This window comes from Massilia sp. BGA-UO-ETr-WB1, assembly GCF_059567845.1.
This window is the reverse complement of record NZ_JCAQOT010000023.1, coordinates 887926-902521: the sequence shown is the minus strand read 5'-3', so window position 1 is coordinate 902521 and position 14596 is coordinate 887926. Positions and strand designations below refer to the sequence as shown.

Below are 14596 nucleotides of genomic sequence, written 5' to 3'. Positions count from 1 at the left end.
CGTCATCAATCGGCCAGCGGCACGATCAGGTAATCGCCGTCGTTGCCGGCGCGGTTCAGGTCGGGGCTGACGCGGTACCATTCGAATTCCTCCGGCCCCAGCGCCATCGAGCGCGCCAGCATTTCGGCCTGCTCCATGGTCAGGTCCGGGTCCAGCCAGGTGGCGGCGTCGGCCGCGTTCAGGCATACCGGCCGGCGGTCGTGGATGTCCACCATGCCGCCCGAGGAGTCGGCCGTGATCAGCACGAAGCCGGATTCGGCCTTATGCTCCTTGAACGGCCCGAAGTTTGCCAGCGCCAGCATGAAGATGGGTTCGCGGTCCTTGCGGTGGATGTGCCAGGGCTGGCGCTGGCCTTTGGGGCCGGTCCACTCGTACCAGCCGCTGGCGGGCACCAGCGCGCGGCCCGTTTTGAGCAGGCGGCCCCAGTAATTGTTCGTCACTTTCTCCAGCCGCGCGTTGTAGCACACCGGCAGCTTCTGCGCGGCCCAGGCGGCACGGTAGCCCCAATACAGGTCGTCTATCTGCGGCACGCCGTCCTGCATGTGCAGGATGGGCCGGTAGGTGCCCGGCGCCGCGTTGGGCGTGGCGCCCGCCTCGCCGCGATAGACGGCGTCGGCCCAGCCGAAAGCGCTGAGGTAGCGCTGCATGGTGTCGTTTTGATCGAATCGTCCGCACATGCGGGCATGATACCAGCAGCTTGGGCGAAACCCAGCATCATGAATCAGCTTCGCCCTCTGGCCAGGGTTGGCAGGTCAGGTGCATTCCCAGCAAAGCCAGTTGCTCATTCAGTTGCAATGGAAACAGACCGGATTCTGGACAACCGGCATTCGCTCCTTCGACAAAGGGCGGAGCCAAAATCAGCCTGGTCCGGCTTCCCGCGCACTGCGGGGCGGCATTGGCACGGAGAGAACACAGATGCTCGGCAGTTTTCTCAATCTGCCGCTGATCAACAGGCAAGCCTCGTCCCAGCGCAACCTGGCGCAGCACAATGCTCACGTCTGTAGCGCTTCCGTCCAACAGCAAGTCATTTAGCAGGTCAAGTGCAAACTCGGGATCACCCCGATAGAGCCCGCCCATCACCACATCGTTATCGCAATCCTTCATGGCATCCTCCGCGCTTGCCATTCCTTCCAGTAGTGTACCGCCAGATCGATATCGTCATCCTGTCGTCGCTTGTCCCCACCAACCAGCAACAGAATCACATCCAGCCCGTACACTCCATAGTAAACCCGGTAGCCCGGTCCCCAATCTATTCGCAATTCCCAAACGCCTTCACGACAATACTTGTGATCGCCAAGGTTCCCCTGCTCCACGCGCAGAATCCTCGTGGCCACTTTACGTTTAGCAGCTCTGTCACGAAGCGAGCTCAACCAGTCACGGAACGGAATACGCTGATCCGGCGTGACGTACTGCCGTATTCTGTACATGACGGCCATCTGCCCGAATCGGATCGAGCCTCCAGTTAGAGAATGGAAAGCGTAACGTTCATCAAGGCGGGCCTGATTGATTAATCGCAATAAATGACCATACGATTGAACTGGTGACAATGCGTGTATTTTTCCTGGGTCCTCCATCCCGCTGCCGGGCGGATTGCTGTCCATGATCAGCGGTATCGGCGTGCTCTACCCGGACAAGCGCCCTACCCAGCGCGTAGGCATCGTGCCGGACATCGAAGTGCTGCCGACGGCGCAAGGCATACAGGCCGGCTGCGACGAGGTGCTGGAAGCGGCCATCGCGAAAATCCGGCGCAACTGAATCAAAGCGCGGCCACGTCCAGCACCGCCTGGACGAATGCTTGCGGCGCCTCCTGCGGCAGGTTGTGGCCGACGCCGTTGCCCAGGTCGCGGTGTTCGTACTTGCCGGTGAACTTGCTGCGGTAGCCGGCCGGCGGCGGGAACGGCGCGCCGTTCGCCTCGCCTTCCATGGTGATGGCCGGCATGGTGATCACCGGACCTGCCGCCAGGCGCCTTTCCAGCTCGTCGTACTGCGCCTCGCCCGGCGCCGCCGCCTGCCGCCAGCGGTAGTTGTGCACCACGATGGCCACGTGGTCCGGGTTGGCGAAGGCGGCCGCGCTGCGGTCCAGCGTGGCGTCGTCGAACTTCCACTTGGGCGACGCGGTCTGCCAGATGAACTTGGCGAAGTCGCGCGTGTACCTGGTGTAGCCCGCCACGCCGCGTTCGGTGGCCAGGTAGTACTGGTACCACCACTGGTTTTCCGCGCTCGGCACCAGCGGCGTGGCGCGGTTGTTGATATTGATGACCAGGTAGCCGCTGACCGACACCAGCGCCTTCACGCGTTCCGGCCACAGCGCGGCCACCACGCAGACCGCCCGCGCGCCCCAGTCGAAGCCGCCGAAGATGGCTTGGGGTATCTTGAGCGCGTCCATCAGCGCGATGATGTCGACCGATATCGCCGCTTGCTGGCCGTTGCGGAAGGTGGCGTCGGACAGGAAGCGCGTAGTGCCGTGCCCGCGCAGGTAGGGAACGATCACGCGGTACCCTTTCGCCGCCAGCACGGGCGCCACTTCGGCGAAGGCGTGGATGTCGTAAGGCCAGCCGTGCACCAGGATCACCGGCTCGCCATTGGCCGGCCCCACTTCCACATAGCCGACGTTGAGCAGGCCGGCGTCGATCTGCTTGAGCGTGCCGAACGAAGGCTCGGCGGCCGAAAACGCGCCTGCGGCGCCTGCCGGGGATGCCGGCCCGAGCTTCGGCTGCGGCTGCGCTGCTGCGCTGCCGGCCAGGCCGAATTGCGTGGCCACGGCTGCCGCGGCGGCGGCGGCGACAAAGTGGCGGCGCTGTTGATTGATCTCGTTACCCATGCTGTGCTTTCTCCTTATTTGAATGCAGCCACATCCAGAATGGCTTGCGCGAAGGCTTGCGGCGCTTCCTGCGGCAGGTTGTGGCCAATGCCGCCGCCCAGGTTGCGGTGCTCGTATTTGCCGGTGAACTTGCTGCGGTAGGCGGCAGGCTGCGGGAACGGCGCGCCGTTTGCATCGCCTTCCATGGTGATGGTCGGCACCGTGATGGCCGGCGCGGCGGCCAGACGTCTTTCCAGCGCGTCGTACTTCGCCTCGCCCGGCGCAGCACCCTGGCGCCAGCGGTAGTTGTGCAGCACGATGGCCACGTGGTCGGGGTTGACCAGCGAAGCGGCGCTGCGGTCGAACGTGGCCGCGTCGAACTTCCACTTGGGCGAAGCGGTCTCCCAGATGTACTTGGCGAACGCGCTCGTGTTTTTGGCGTAGCCTGCCGCGCCGCGGTCGGTGGCCAGGTAGTACTGGTACCACCAGTCATGCTCGGCTTTCGGCGGCAGCGGCAGCGCGCGGGTGTCGATATTGGTCACCAGATAGCCGCTCACCGACACCAGCGCCTTGACGCGCTCCGGCCACAGCGCGGCCATGATGCAGGCCGTGCGCGCGCCCCAGTCGAAGCCGCCGATGACGGCCTTGGGTATCTTCAGCGCGTCCATCAGCGCGATGATGTCGAGCGCCACCGCCGACTGCTGCGCGTTGCGGAAGGTGGCGGCGGACAGGAAGCGCGTGGTGCCGTGCCCGCGCAGATGGGGAACGATGACGCGGTAGCCGGCCGCAGCCAGGATGGGCGTCACTTCAGCGAAGGCGTGGATGTCGTACGGCCAGCCGTGCAGCAGCACCACCGGCGCGCCGTTGGCAGGGCCGGCTTCCACGTAGCCGATGTTCAGCAGGCCGGCGTCGATCTGCTTGAGCTGGCCGAAGGACGGCGCCACGCCGGACTGCGGACTGGCCGCCTGCGCGGCGGCGGCGCCGGCCAGCCCGAATTGCGCGATCGCCAGTGCGGCGGCGGCGGTACCAAAGAAACGGCGGCGTTGCTGGTTGGTTTCGTTGACCATCTTTTTTCTCCCCTGTTCGTTGTAAAGAACCGATGGAAGAAATGATAGTGCGGCTATGTATCAGCCATGTGTGGGAATCTGGACGATTGTGTAATGCCGTGTATTGGTGTACACGCCGGATACATTGAAATACAAACCCGCTATTCGGTGCGCCCGGTGCTGGCCACGGCGCGCCAGACCACGTAATCGTCCACCGAATAGAGCTGGCAGGGCTGCCGGCTCTTGGTCTGGCAGGCGGCCAGCGCGCTGCCGCGCGGGTCTTCACCCTCCTCGGCCCAGCCCCACGCGCCGGTGGGCGACACGGCGAAGGCGCGCGGCATCTGCCGCTGCAGGAAGGCCTTGTACTCGGCGCGGCCCTTGCCCGCCAGGTAGGGAATGGCGTCCACGTCGTCCAGCGCGGCGTACTCCGTGGGCGCCTGCACCGGCGCCTCGGCAGCGACGGTGAACTTCTCCCGTACCGGCATGCCGATGCGCGCCAGGAAGCGCTCGGCCTCGGGCAGCCACACTTTCTCGCCTTCGCGGCTGGCCAGCATGGTGTGCGCGTCGCGCTTGAAGTCGCCGTAGGCCACTAGCCGCGCCTTGCCGCCCGCCCGGGTGTAAGCCTGGTGCATGCGGTCCACCAGTTCCGGGCCGAAGTAGGAATCGTTGGCGCCGTACATCCACAGGCTGGCCACCTTGCTGCGCCGGCCGTAGTCGCCGAAAGCGCGCACCAGCGCGCCCTGCCAGTCGCACGGGCCGCCGTGCACGCGCAGGCCGCCGGCGAAATTCATCACGCCGCGCACGCCGGGAATCTCCTGGGTGGCCAGCGCCATGGTCGCCAGCCCGCCGTAGGACTGGCCCGCCACCACGATGCGCTGCGGATCCACCCAGTGCAGGCTGCGCGCGTAGCGGATGGCGTCGCGCACGTCGTTGGCCTGGGTGTAGCCGTTGGCCGTCATGTCGCAGCCGTGGTCGATATAGCGCCCGGTGGAATGGGCGAAGCCGGTGCGCATCGGCACCATCACCGCGTAGCCGCGCCGCACGAAGGCGCTGGCCATGTGCACGAAGCGGTCGCGCTGCTGCAGTTTGGGGTCGCCCGGCGCCTTGCCGTGGTTGATCACCAACAGCGGGAACGGGCCGTCGCCGTCCGGCTTGAACACCGTGGTTTCCAGCGCCACGCCCTGCCCCGGCCCGGCCGGAATCATCACGACCTGCTCGTTCAGTTGTGACGGCGGCAAGGAGCGCGGCGCGGCGGCATGGGAAGGCTGGGAGGCACAGCAGAGAGCCAGGGCAAGGGCGGCAAGGCTGCGGGGCAAACTGAACGCGGCGGTGTCGATGATGCGGCTCCAGGAATCGAACGGGACAATAACCCAATTCTGCGGGCCAAGTTTTCCAAAGGCAATACCAGAACGCTAAAACTGCTGCCTTTTTTTGTGGCAACAGTTGCCGTCTGGCGATTGCGCCACGCAATCGAACGGGGTACACTGGCAGCCATTGCCCAAGGGAAAGACCATGAGTGTATCCGCCCTCAGCGCCGGGGCTTCCGGCCTCAACGCGAACCAGCAGGCGCTTGGTGTCGCGGCGCACAACGTTGCCAATGCCAGCACGCAAGGCTACCAGCCCCAGCAGGCCCAGTTCCACGAAGCCAGCCCGGGCGGCACCGGCGTCACGCTGTCCGCGCAGGGGCGCGGCCTGGCCGCGTCCGAAGGGGCCTCTGCCGGCAGCGGCGCCGACCTGGCCACAGAAATCACCAATTCCCTGGTCTACAAGGCCGGTTTCCAGCTGAACGCCAAAGTCATCCAGGCGGCCGACGAACGCATCGGCACGCTGATCGACATCAAAGCCTGACGCCGCCCCGTCGCCGCGCTATGCTGTCTGAAAGGACTACCCGCATAGCGAGGCCGCATGCCCTCCTCCTACCTGTTCAAGGACCGCAAGGATGCCGCGCGCCAACTGGCGCAGCGCTTGCAACTGCTGCGCCTGCACCATCCGCTGATCCTGGCGATACCGCGCGGCGCCATCCCCATCGGCGCCATCCTGGCCCGCAAGCTGGAGGGCGAGCTGGACGTGGTGCTGGTGCGCAAGCTGCCCTCGCCGATCGACCCCGAATACGCCATCGGCGCCATCGACGAGCGCGGCAACCGCGTGATCGGCGCGGACTATCCCATGACGGACGCCAGCCGCGCCTGGCTCGAGCTGGTTGCCGCCGAGCAGCTGGCCGTGCTGCGCCAGCGCCGCGCCGACTATAGCGGCAGCCGGCCGCCCGCTGATCCCTGCGGCCGCCACGTGGTCATCGTCGACGACGGCCTGGCCACCGGCGCCACCATGGCCGCCGCCCTGCGCGCGGTGCGCAGCGAGTTGCCGCTGGAGCTGATTGCCGCCGTGCCGGTGGCCGCGCCGCAGTCGCTGCAGCGCGTCGCCGAGCTGGCCGACCGCGTGGTCTGCCTGCACGCGCCCATGCGCTTTGCCGCAGTGAGCCAGTACTACAAGCGCTTCCCGCAGGTGGAGCAGGAGGAAGCCGTGAAACTGCTGCGGCAGTGTTTCGCTGTGCAAACCGCCGTTTCACAAAACGATTGACAGGTCCGTTGCAGCTTGTCAAACTTGGCGCCTGGATCACACCGGGGCCCTGCATGCACGACGAGATCGAAGTATTCAGCGACGACGACGCCAAGGACCGGCAGTTCGTCAACGCGCTGGCGCGCGGGCTGGAACTGCTGCGCTGCTTCGGACCGGGCGACGTCTACCTGACCAACGCCGAGCTGGCCAAGCGCAGCTCGCTGCCCAAGCCCACCGTGTCGCGCCTGACGCACACGCTCACCACGCTGGGCTATCTGAACTATTCCGAATCGCTGGGCAAATACCAGCTGGGCGCCGGCGTGCTGGCGCTCGGCTACCGCATGCTGTCCACCATGGATCTGCGCAAGCTGGCGCGCCCGCTGATGGAGGAGCTGGCCGAGCATGCGCAGGCGTCCGTGTCGCTGGGCGCGCGCGACCGGCTCAGCATGGTCTACGTGGAAAGCTGCCGCAGCAGCGCCAACGTCACCTTGCGGCTGGACGTGGGCGCGCGCATACCGATGGCCACCACCGCCATGGGCAAGGCCCTGCTGTGCGTGCTGCCGGAGGCGGAGCGCAACTACCTGCTGGACCGCGTGCGCCAGCGCGACGAGGCCAGCTGGCCGCAGGTCAAGGCGGGCGTGGAGCAAGGCTTCAAGGATTACCAGGACCGGGGCTTTTGCATGTCCGCCGGCGAATGGCAGGGCGACGTGCACGCGGTGGGCGTGCCGGTGCGGGGGCTGGACGGCGAACAGGTGATGGCGTTTAACTGCGGCGGGCCGGCCTTCCTGCTGTCGCACGCGCGGCTGGAAGAGGACCTGGGGCCGAAGCTGGTGCAGCTGGTGCGCCGGATCGACACGATACTCGGCCGGGGCTGAGCCCACGCCGGGAACACTATGGGAACAAGATGATACGCGACGAAGAAACCCTGAACCTGCTGCTCGACAGCGTACGCCGCTTCGTGCGCGAGGTGCTGCTGCCGCACGAGCAGGAAGTGGCGGAGACGGACCAGATTCCGCCGGCGGTGGTGGCGCAGATGCGCGAGCTGGGCTTGTTCGGGCTGTCCATCCCGGAGGCCTACGGCGGCCTGCAGCTGACCATGGAGGAGGAAGTGCGGGTGGCGTTCGAGATCGCCTACACCTCGCCGGCCTTCCGCTCGCTGATCGGCACCAACAACGGCATCGGTTCCCAGGGCATCGTCATCGACGGCACCGAGGAGCAGAAGCGGCACTACCTGCCCAAACTGGCGGCGGGCGAAATCATCGGCTCCTTCGCGCTGACCGAACCCGGCTCCGGGTCGGACGCGGCCTCGCTGCGCACATCGGCCGTGCGGGACGGCGACCATTACATCCTGAACGGCACCAAGCGCTATATCACCAACGCGCCGGAGGCCAGCATCTACACGGTAATGGCGCGCACCGACGCCGCGCGCAAGGGCGCCGGCGCCATCTCGGCCTTCATCGTGGAGCGCGGCACACCCGGCCTCACGCTGGGCAAGATCGACAAGAAGATGGGCCAGCGCGGCGCGCACACCTGCGACGTGATCTTCGAGAACTGCCGCGTGCCGGCGGCGAACCTCATCGGCGGCAAGGAGGGCGTGGGCTTCAAGACGGCCATGAAGGTGCTGGACAAGGGCCGGCTGCATATCGCGGCGGTGTGCGTCGGCGCGGCCGAACGCATGCTGGAGGACGCGCTGCGCTATGCCATGGAGCGCGAGCAGTTCGGCCACGCCATCGCGGACTTCCAGCTGATCCAGGCCATGCTGGCCGACAGCAAGGCGGAGATCTACGCGGCCAAGTGCATGGTGCTGGACGCGGCGCGCAAGCGCGACAACAAGCAGGACATCTCCACCGAGGCGTCGTGCTGCAAGCTGTTCGCGTCGGAGATGTGCGGCCGCGTGGCGGACCGTTCGGTGCAGATTCACGGCGGGGCCGGCTACATTTCCGAATATGCGGCGGAGCGGTTCTACCGCGATGTGCGGCTGTTCCGGATTTACGAAGGTACCTCGCAGATCCAGCAGATCGTCATTGCACGCAATATGATCAAGGCGGCGCAGGGCTGATGGATATCGCCGCCCTCCTCGCCGGCCTGCCAGCGCGCATCAGCGACATCCCGCGCCGCTGGGCAGCGCTCGCGCCCGATGCGCCGGCGTTGAGCGAAGCCGTGCCTGCGGGCGATTCCGGGATTGCGGCGCAGCGCCGCGTATGGACTTACGGCGAGCTGGTGGCGGCGGTGGATGCGACGGCGGAGCGCTTGCGCGCGCTGGGCGTGCGGCCCGGGGACCGGCTGATGGTGGTGGGCGAGAATTCGGTGGCGCAGGTGGCGCTGATCTTCGCGGCGGCCAGCATGGATGCGTGGGTGGTAAACGCCAACAGCCGCTTGTCGGCGCGCGAGATCGACCAGTTCCGCGAGCATTCGGGCGCCCGGCGGGTTATCTACTGCAGCGGCGTGTCGCAGGAAGCGGCGGCGCACGGCGAGCGGCATGGCGCGCAGCGCGAATCGTGCCTGTTCGGGGAGTGGATGATAGGGCCGCTGAACGACGCGCCGGGCTCCGCGCCCGAGCCGGTGGCGGGTGGCGCTTGCTTCAGCGCGCAGCAGCCGGCGGCGCTGATCTACACCACCGGCACCACCGGCCAGTCCAAGGGGGTGATGCTGTCGCACAGGAACCTGCTGTTCATCGCCGCCGTGTCCAGCACCCTGCGCGGCCTCACGCCCGCCGACCGCGCTTACGGCGTGCTGCCGATCTCGCACGTCTACGGCCTGGCGTCCGTCATGCTCGGCACGCTGTACGCGGGCGCCTGCCTGCACCTGCAGCCGCGCTTTGAAGTGGACGCCCTGCTCCATGCCCTGCGCGAGGACGGGCTGACCATATTGCAAGGCGTGCCGGCAATGTATGCACGGCTGCTCGAAGCGGCCAGCCGGCACGGGACTGTCAGCGCCGGCGCGCTGGGCACCAGCCTGCGCTTCGCCTACGCTGGCGGCTCGCCGCTCGATCCGGTGCTCAAGCGCCAGGTGGAAGCGCTGCTCGGCCAGCCGCTGCACAACGGCTACGGCATGACCGAAAGCTCGCCCACCATCAGCCAGACCCGCCTCGACGCCCCGCGCACCGACACCTCGGTCGGCTACGCCATCCCCGGCGTGGAAACCCGCATCGTCCCGGCAGACAGCGGCAAGGCCGGCGCCTCGCCGGCGGCAACCGGCGAACTGTGGGTGCGCGGGCCCAACGTCATGCTCGGCTATTACAAGGAACCCGCGCTGACCGCCGCCGCCATCGACGCCGACGGCTGGCTGAACACCGGCGACGTGGCCCGCCAGGACCCGGACGGCGCGCTGTTCATCGTCGGCCGCACCAAGGAACTGATCATTCGTTCCGGCTTCAACGTCTACCCGCTCGAAGTGGAAACCGTGCTGAACGCGCACCCCGCCGTCACCCAGTCCGCCGTGGTCGGGCGCGCCGCAGCGGACGGCAACGAGGAAGTCATCGCCTACGTCGAACTGGACCCGCGCCACCTGGCCGCCGAGCCGATCGCCGAACTGCACGCCCACCTGGCGGCAGCGCTCTCGCCTTACAAGCGCCCCAGCGAGATCATCCCCATGCAAGCCTTGCCAGCCGCCGCCACCGGCAAGATACTGAAAAGCCAGCTACGCCAACTGGCGCAATCTATGGCCCAACCTATGGCCCAACCCTTGGCGCAAACCCCGGAGACCAAAAAATGAACAGCCTGTACAAGAAGATCGCCCTGGCGTCCCTGATGTCGGCAGCACTCGCGGGCGCAGCGCGCGCCGAGGAATTCCTGGTTGGCGCCGAACTGCCCCTCACCGGCTCCCTCGCCCGCGTCGGCGCCGGCATGCAGGAAGGCGTGATGGTGGCGGCCGAAGTGTTCAACAAGACCAACGGCAAACACAAAATCAAGATCATCACCGTGGACGACGAATCCGCCCCGGCAAAAGCCATCGCCGCAGTGGAAAAGCTGCACAGCCAGGGCGTGGTCGCCATCACCGGCGGCTACGGCTCCAACAACATCGCCCCCGCCTCGGACGCGGCCAATAAACTGAACCTGGTCTACATCACCTCCGGCGGCGTGGACGACAGCCTGGTCTCCAGCGGCCGCAAGAATTTTTTCCGCATCAATAACACCGCCGGCTACGAAAAGGCCGTGCTCGGGCTGATAGACGACGTCGGCGCCAAATCCGTCTCCATCATCTACTCCACCAAGGAAGCCACCTCCGACCTGGCCAAATCCATCCAGAAGGTACTCGAATCGAAAGGCATCAAGGCGGCCTCGCACTCCTTCGACCCGGCCATCACCGACTTCAAGCCCATCATCAACAAGGTCAAGCTGCAGGACAAGTCCGAGCTGGTGCTGATGTCCGGCTACGAGAACGACTACGTCGGCATCCTGCGCGCCGCGCGCGTGCTCAAGCCCAACCTGAAAGCCATGGTCGGCGTGTGGTCGCTGGCCACGCCCAAGATGGCCGCCGAATTCCCCGACCTGATGCCGAACGTGTTCGGCACCGCGCTGCTGCCCTTCCCCGCCACCTTTGAAACCGCCGACGGCAAAGCCTTCTCGGAGACCTACAAGCAGCTCTACAAGAAGGAGCCGGACTACCTGGGCCAGTTCGGCTACGTGCAGTCGATGCTGCTGTTCGAAGCCATCGCGCGCGCGGCCGACAAGGGCAGCGTGAAAAGCGGCGGCATCGCCGAGGAAATGCGCAAGACCAACCGCGAAACGCTGATCGGCCGCGTACAGTTCTCCGCCAACGGCGACAACCCCAACTTCGTGCACCGCATGGGCCAGCACCAGGACAAGAAGATCGTCATCGTCTGGCCGAAAGCCAACGCCACCGGCAAGATCGCCTACCCGGCCGTGCCCTGGTAATGACAGAGCTGATCCTCCAGGCGCTGTATTCCGGCCTGCTGCAAGGCGGCTCGTACGCGCTGATCGCGCTCGGCCTGGCGCTGGTGTTCGGCACCATGAAGATCATCAACCTCGCGCACGGCGAGCTGGTGCTGCTGGCCGCCTACCTGGCCTACACGGTGGAATCCAAAGCCGGCCTGGGGCCGGTGTTCGCCATTCCGCTGGCGCTGGTGCTGGTCGGCTTCGCGTCGGTGTGCGTGTACTGGATCGTCAACCGCATCAGGAAGGACCGCGAAATCAACTCGCTGATCCTCACCTACGGCATCGGCGTCATCCTCACCAACGCCATCCTGCTGATCTGGAAAGCCGACATCCGCACCACCAACTCCAGCTGGCTGCAGGAAGCCTTCGTGGTCGGCCCGCTGTACAGCATGCGCAGCGAATTGATTTTCTTCGGCGTCAGCCTGGCGCTGATGGCCGGCCTGTGGTGGTGGCTCTCGCGCAGCTGGTACGGCCGCGCGCTGCGCGCCGTCTCCAGCAACCGCGACGCCGCCAAACTGATGGGCATCAACCCCGGAAAGGTGGAGCTGGTGTCCTTCATCGTGGCCGGCATCCTGGCCGCATTCGCCGGCGTGGCGCTGTTCAGCTACGGCGTCATCCAGCCATCGTACGGCAGCGCGCTCACCGTCAAGGCCTTCATCATCACCGTGCTGGCCGGCATAGGCTCGATCCCCGGAGTGCTGCTGGGAGCCGTGCTGCTGGGCGTGTGCGAAGCGCTCACCGTCACGCTGGCCAGCTCCGCGCTACAGGAACTGGCCGGCATGTCGCTGTTCCTGCTGGTGCTGTTCGTCATGCCCAACGGCCTGTTCGGCGCGGCAAGGAGGCGCGGATGAAGATCAACAACGGCGTGCTGTCCGCGCTGATCCTGGCCTACCTGGTGGTGCCGCTCACCTTGTCCGGCAACCACTACGTGATGAGCACCATCGTGGCCGCGCTGGTGATCGGCGGCGTGGCGCTGTCCTGGGCGCTGCTGGGCAACCTGGGCGGCATGATCAGTTTCGGCCACTCGGCCTTCTTCGGCGTGGGCGCCTACGTGTCCGCGCTGTGCAGCATGCGCCTGGGCGTGCCGGTGCTGCCGTCCATGCTGCTGGGCGGCCTGGGCGCGGCGGCGGCCTCCATCGCCATGCTGCCGGTGCTGCGGCTGCGAGGGCCCTACTTCGCGCTCGCCATCCTGGCCTACGCCCACATCTTCCGCATTATCGCCACCGAATGGACCTCGGTCACGCGCGGCGCGGGCGGGCTGGCCAACATTCCTGCGCTGCCCACGCTGGCCGGCTACGACTTTAGCGGCAAGGCAGGCGCCTACCTCATTATCCTCACCATCGTGGTGGTGTTCGCCTTCATCTACGCCGCCATCCGCGCCAGCCACTACGGCCTGGCCCTGCGCGCCATGCACGACAGCGAGGACGCCACGCGTGTGGTGGGCGTCAACAGCACCTTGCTGAAAGCGGCCATGCTGACGGTGTCGGCCTTCATGGCGGGCGTGGTGGGTGCCTTCAACGCGCACACCATCAACTTCCTGGAACCGGACTACGCCTTCCACGGCCTGTGGGTCACGCTGCCCATCGTGGCCGCCATCTTCGGCGGCTACCGCACCATCGTCGGGCCGATCGCCGGCGCGGTGTTCGTGTCGCTGGCGGACCAGCTGCTGTTCAAGGAACTGCTGCCCACCGGCCACCAGCTGGTGCTGGGCGTGCTGCTGGTGCTGATGATCGTCCTCAGCCCCAACGGCCTGATGCCGCTGCTGCGCGGTTTTGGAAGGAAAAGGAAAAATGCCTGATTCCGAGCTTGAACTGGACCGGCTCTCGGTGCGCTTCGGCGGCCTCACCGCCGTCAACGCCGTCTCGCTGAAGATCGGCAGCAGCGACGTGATCGGCCTGGTGGGGCCGAACGGCGCCGGCAAGACCACGCTGTTCAACGCCATCTCCGGGCTGGTGAAGCCAACCGCCGGGGAGATCCGTTTCGAAGGCCGCGACGTGATGCGCGCCCCCATGTACCGGCGCGCCCGCCTCGGCATCGGCCGCACTTTCCAGATTCCGCAGCCCATGCACGAGCTGACGGTGCGCGAAAACCTGGTGGTGGCGCAGCGCTTCGGCACCGGCAAGGTGGACCCGGAGCGCATCGACGAGATCCTGGACTTCACCAGCCTGGCTGGCAAGGCCCGGCGCGACGCTGCCACCTGCCTGTCGCTGACCGAGCTGAAAGCGCTGGAAGTGGCCAAGGCGCTGGCCACCAATCCCAAGCTGCTGCTGCTGGACGAGGTGCTGGCCGGGCTGGAAACCAGCGGCAAGCGGCGCTTCATGGGCATGCTCAAGGAGATGCACCAGCGCTTCGGCGTGGGCATCGTCATCATCGAGCACGATATCGAAACCATTAGCAGCCTGTGCCCGCGCGTGGCGGTGCTCAATTTCGGGGAACTGATCGCGGACGGCACGCCGGACGAAGTGTTCCGCGATCCGGCCGTCATCAAGAGCTATACGGGTGCCGGGCCGGCAGCATCGGGAGCGAACCATGCTTGAACTGAACAATGTGCGTGCCGGCTACGGCGCCATCAACGTGCTGTGGGATGTGTCGCTGGCGATGCAGCCGGGGCGCGTCACCACCATCATCGGCCCCAATGGCGCGGGCAAGACCACGCTGCTGCGCACCATCATGGGCCTGGTGCCGCTGAAGCAGGGGCAGATCACCCTGCACGGCAAGCGCCTGGACGGCACGCCCACCTGGGACATGGCGGACCGGGGCCTGGCCATGGTGCCAGAGGGCCGCATGGTGTTCCGCGACATGAACGTGGAGGAAAACCTGATCATGGGCGCCTTCAACAAGGCGCACCGCGCGCACGCTGCCAACCGGCTGGAAGCGGCCTACGACATGTTCCCGCGCCTGCGCGAACGGCGCGGACAGCTGGCCGGCTCGCTGTCCGGCGGCGAAGCGCAGATGCTGGCGATGGCGCGCGGCCTGATGTCCGACCCCACGCTGCTCATCGTCGACGAGCCCTCGCTCGGCCTGGCGCCGCTGGTGGTGAACGAACTGTTCGAGATCCTGGCGCGGCTCAAGGCCGAGGGCCGCACCATCGTCCTGGTGGAGCAGAACACCGAGCGCGCGCTGGCCATCGCCGATCACGTCTACCTGCTGCAAGGCGGGAAAGTAGCGCTGTCCCAGCCTGCCGGCGAAGTCAGTTTGACCCAACTGCACGACCTGTATTTCAATCACTGAGCAATCACCAAGGCTCAAACCGGGCGACCCGGAATTGCTGCGTATGGTAAAAACACCTATGCGAT

General features: G+C 66.5%; 17 protein-coding genes. 11 read left to right on the top strand and 6 right to left on the bottom strand.

All coding sequences use genetic code 11. The features are described from left to right. Window positions 1–5: 5 nt before the first annotated feature. Genes AC56DV_RS12400 through AC56DV_RS12390 form a run of 3 tightly spaced genes read right to left on the bottom strand, consistent with a single transcriptional unit; the run spans window position 6 to window position 1601 of the window. Window positions 6–677, bottom strand: a complete 672-nt coding sequence (locus AC56DV_RS12400; protein ID WP_496314582.1) for an SOS response-associated peptidase — start codon at window positions 675–677, stop codon at window positions 6–8. Between the two features lie 37 nt (window positions 678–714). Further along, complete coding sequence (locus AC56DV_RS12395; protein WP_496314581.1) at window positions 715–1104, bottom strand: hypothetical protein; 390 nt, start codon at window positions 1102–1104, stop codon at window positions 715–717. Next, a complete protein-coding gene (locus AC56DV_RS12390; protein ID WP_496314580.1) occupies window positions 1101–1601 on the bottom strand; it encodes a type II toxin-antitoxin system RelE/ParE family toxin in 501 nt (166 codons plus the stop codon). The genes AC56DV_RS12395 and AC56DV_RS12390 overlap by 4 nt, the downstream gene beginning before the upstream one ends. Between AC56DV_RS12390 and AC56DV_RS12385 the strand changes: the two genes are divergently transcribed. After that, a complete protein-coding gene (locus AC56DV_RS12385; RefSeq protein WP_496314579.1) occupies window positions 1600–1755 on the top strand; it encodes a hypothetical protein in 156 nt (51 codons plus the stop codon). The genes AC56DV_RS12390 and AC56DV_RS12385 overlap by 2 nt on opposite strands. 1 nt (window position 1756) lies before the next feature. On the opposite strand, the gene AC56DV_RS12380 is transcribed toward AC56DV_RS12385, so the two are convergent. The 3 genes from AC56DV_RS12380 to AC56DV_RS12370 form a co-directional block, all read right to left on the bottom strand. Next, on the bottom strand, window positions 1757–2821 hold the full coding sequence (locus AC56DV_RS12380; protein WP_496314578.1) for an alpha/beta fold hydrolase: 1065 nt from the start codon (window positions 2819–2821) through the stop codon (window positions 1757–1759). A gap of 14 nt (window positions 2822–2835) precedes the next feature. Next, window positions 2836–3867 (bottom strand): alpha/beta fold hydrolase, encoded by a 1032-nt coding sequence (locus AC56DV_RS12375; RefSeq protein WP_496314577.1) that lies wholly within the window; start codon window positions 3865–3867, stop codon window positions 2836–2838. A 140-nt stretch (window positions 3868–4007) separates the two neighbouring features. Continuing rightward, a complete protein-coding gene (locus tag AC56DV_RS12370; protein WP_496314724.1) occupies window positions 4008–5051 on the bottom strand; it encodes an alpha/beta hydrolase family protein in 1044 nt (347 codons plus the stop codon). Between the two features lie 307 nt (window positions 5052–5358). Between AC56DV_RS12370 and AC56DV_RS12365 the strand changes: the two genes are divergently transcribed. Genes AC56DV_RS12365 through AC56DV_RS12320 form a run of 10 tightly spaced genes read left to right on the top strand, consistent with a single transcriptional unit; the run spans window position 5359 to window position 14531 of the window. After that, window positions 5359–5694, top strand: a complete 336-nt coding sequence (locus tag AC56DV_RS12365; protein WP_496314576.1) for a flagellar basal body rod C-terminal domain-containing protein — start codon at window positions 5359–5361, stop codon at window positions 5692–5694. Window positions 5695–5751: 57 nt separating this feature from the next. Next, window positions 5752–6423: a phosphoribosyltransferase gene (locus AC56DV_RS12360; RefSeq protein ID WP_496314575.1), complete on the top strand. Its 672-nt coding sequence runs from the start codon at window positions 5752–5754 to the stop codon at window positions 6421–6423. 53 nt (window positions 6424–6476) lie between these two features. Next, on the top strand, window positions 6477–7277 hold the full coding sequence (locus tag AC56DV_RS12355; protein ID WP_496314574.1) for an IclR family transcriptional regulator: 801 nt from the start codon (window positions 6477–6479) through the stop codon (window positions 7275–7277). A 29-nt stretch (window positions 7278–7306) separates the two neighbouring features. Beyond that, window positions 7307–8461: an acyl-CoA dehydrogenase family protein gene (locus AC56DV_RS12350; RefSeq protein ID WP_496314573.1), complete on the top strand. Its 1155-nt coding sequence runs from the start codon at window positions 7307–7309 to the stop codon at window positions 8459–8461. Then, entirely contained in the window at window positions 8461–10116 is a 1656-nt protein-coding gene (locus AC56DV_RS12345; RefSeq protein WP_496314572.1) for a class I adenylate-forming enzyme family protein, read from the top strand. The genes AC56DV_RS12350 and AC56DV_RS12345 overlap by 1 nt, the downstream gene beginning before the upstream one ends. Continuing rightward, a complete protein-coding gene (locus tag AC56DV_RS12340; protein ID WP_496314571.1) occupies window positions 10113–11279 on the top strand; it encodes an ABC transporter substrate-binding protein in 1167 nt (388 codons plus the stop codon). Before AC56DV_RS12345 ends, AC56DV_RS12340 begins: the two co-directional genes overlap by 4 nt. Beyond that, entirely contained in the window at window positions 11279–12151 is an 873-nt protein-coding gene (locus tag AC56DV_RS12335) for a branched-chain amino acid ABC transporter permease (RefSeq protein WP_496314570.1), read from the top strand. The genes AC56DV_RS12340 and AC56DV_RS12335 overlap by 1 nt, the downstream gene beginning before the upstream one ends. Beyond that, window positions 12148–13098, top strand: a complete 951-nt coding sequence (locus AC56DV_RS12330) for a branched-chain amino acid ABC transporter permease (RefSeq protein ID WP_496314569.1) — start codon at window positions 12148–12150, stop codon at window positions 13096–13098. The genes AC56DV_RS12335 and AC56DV_RS12330 overlap by 4 nt, the downstream gene beginning before the upstream one ends. Then, window positions 13091–13837: an ABC transporter ATP-binding protein gene (locus AC56DV_RS12325; protein WP_496314568.1), complete on the top strand. Its 747-nt coding sequence runs from the start codon at window positions 13091–13093 to the stop codon at window positions 13835–13837. Before AC56DV_RS12330 ends, AC56DV_RS12325 begins: the two co-directional genes overlap by 8 nt. Continuing rightward, window positions 13830–14531 (top strand): ABC transporter ATP-binding protein, encoded by a 702-nt coding sequence (locus AC56DV_RS12320; protein WP_496314567.1) that lies wholly within the window; start codon window positions 13830–13832, stop codon window positions 14529–14531. The genes AC56DV_RS12325 and AC56DV_RS12320 overlap by 8 nt, the downstream gene beginning before the upstream one ends. Window positions 14532–14596: the final 65 nt, after the last annotated feature.

Coding starts and splice junctions, on each gene's coding strand:
- AC56DV_RS12400 (WP_496314582.1), bottom strand. CDS start 677: ATGTGCGGACGATTCGATCAAAACGACACCATGCAGCGCTACCTCAGC.
- AC56DV_RS12395 (WP_496314581.1), bottom strand. CDS start 1,104: ATGAAGGATTGCGATAACGATGTGGTGATGGGCGGGCTCTATCGGGGT.
- AC56DV_RS12385 (WP_496314579.1), top strand. CDS start 1,600: ATGATCAGCGGTATCGGCGTGCTCTACCCGGACAAGCGCCCTACCCAG.
- AC56DV_RS12390 (WP_496314580.1), bottom strand. CDS start 1,601: ATGGACAGCAATCCGCCCGGCAGCGGGATGGAGGACCCAGGAAAAATA.
- AC56DV_RS12380 (WP_496314578.1), bottom strand. CDS start 2,821: ATGGGTAACGAGATCAATCAACAGCGCCGCCACTTTGTCGCCGCCGCC.
- AC56DV_RS12375 (WP_496314577.1), bottom strand. CDS start 3,867: ATGGTCAACGAAACCAACCAGCAACGCCGCCGTTTCTTTGGTACCGCC.
- AC56DV_RS12370 (WP_496314724.1), bottom strand. CDS start 5,051: ATGATTCCGGCCGGGCCGGGGCAGGGCGTGGCGCTGGAAACCACGGTG.
- AC56DV_RS12365 (WP_496314576.1), top strand. CDS start 5,359: ATGAGTGTATCCGCCCTCAGCGCCGGGGCTTCCGGCCTCAACGCGAAC.
- AC56DV_RS12360 (WP_496314575.1), top strand. CDS start 5,752: ATGCCCTCCTCCTACCTGTTCAAGGACCGCAAGGATGCCGCGCGCCAA.
- AC56DV_RS12355 (WP_496314574.1), top strand. CDS start 6,477: ATGCACGACGAGATCGAAGTATTCAGCGACGACGACGCCAAGGACCGG.
- AC56DV_RS12350 (WP_496314573.1), top strand. CDS start 7,307: ATGATACGCGACGAAGAAACCCTGAACCTGCTGCTCGACAGCGTACGC.
- AC56DV_RS12345 (WP_496314572.1), top strand. CDS start 8,461: ATGGATATCGCCGCCCTCCTCGCCGGCCTGCCAGCGCGCATCAGCGAC.
- AC56DV_RS12340 (WP_496314571.1), top strand. CDS start 10,113: ATGAACAGCCTGTACAAGAAGATCGCCCTGGCGTCCCTGATGTCGGCA.
- AC56DV_RS12335 (WP_496314570.1), top strand. CDS start 11,279: ATGACAGAGCTGATCCTCCAGGCGCTGTATTCCGGCCTGCTGCAAGGC.
- AC56DV_RS12330 (WP_496314569.1), top strand. CDS start 12,148: ATGAAGATCAACAACGGCGTGCTGTCCGCGCTGATCCTGGCCTACCTG.
- AC56DV_RS12325 (WP_496314568.1), top strand. CDS start 13,091: ATGCCTGATTCCGAGCTTGAACTGGACCGGCTCTCGGTGCGCTTCGGC.
- AC56DV_RS12320 (WP_496314567.1), top strand. CDS start 13,830: ATGCTTGAACTGAACAATGTGCGTGCCGGCTACGGCGCCATCAACGTG.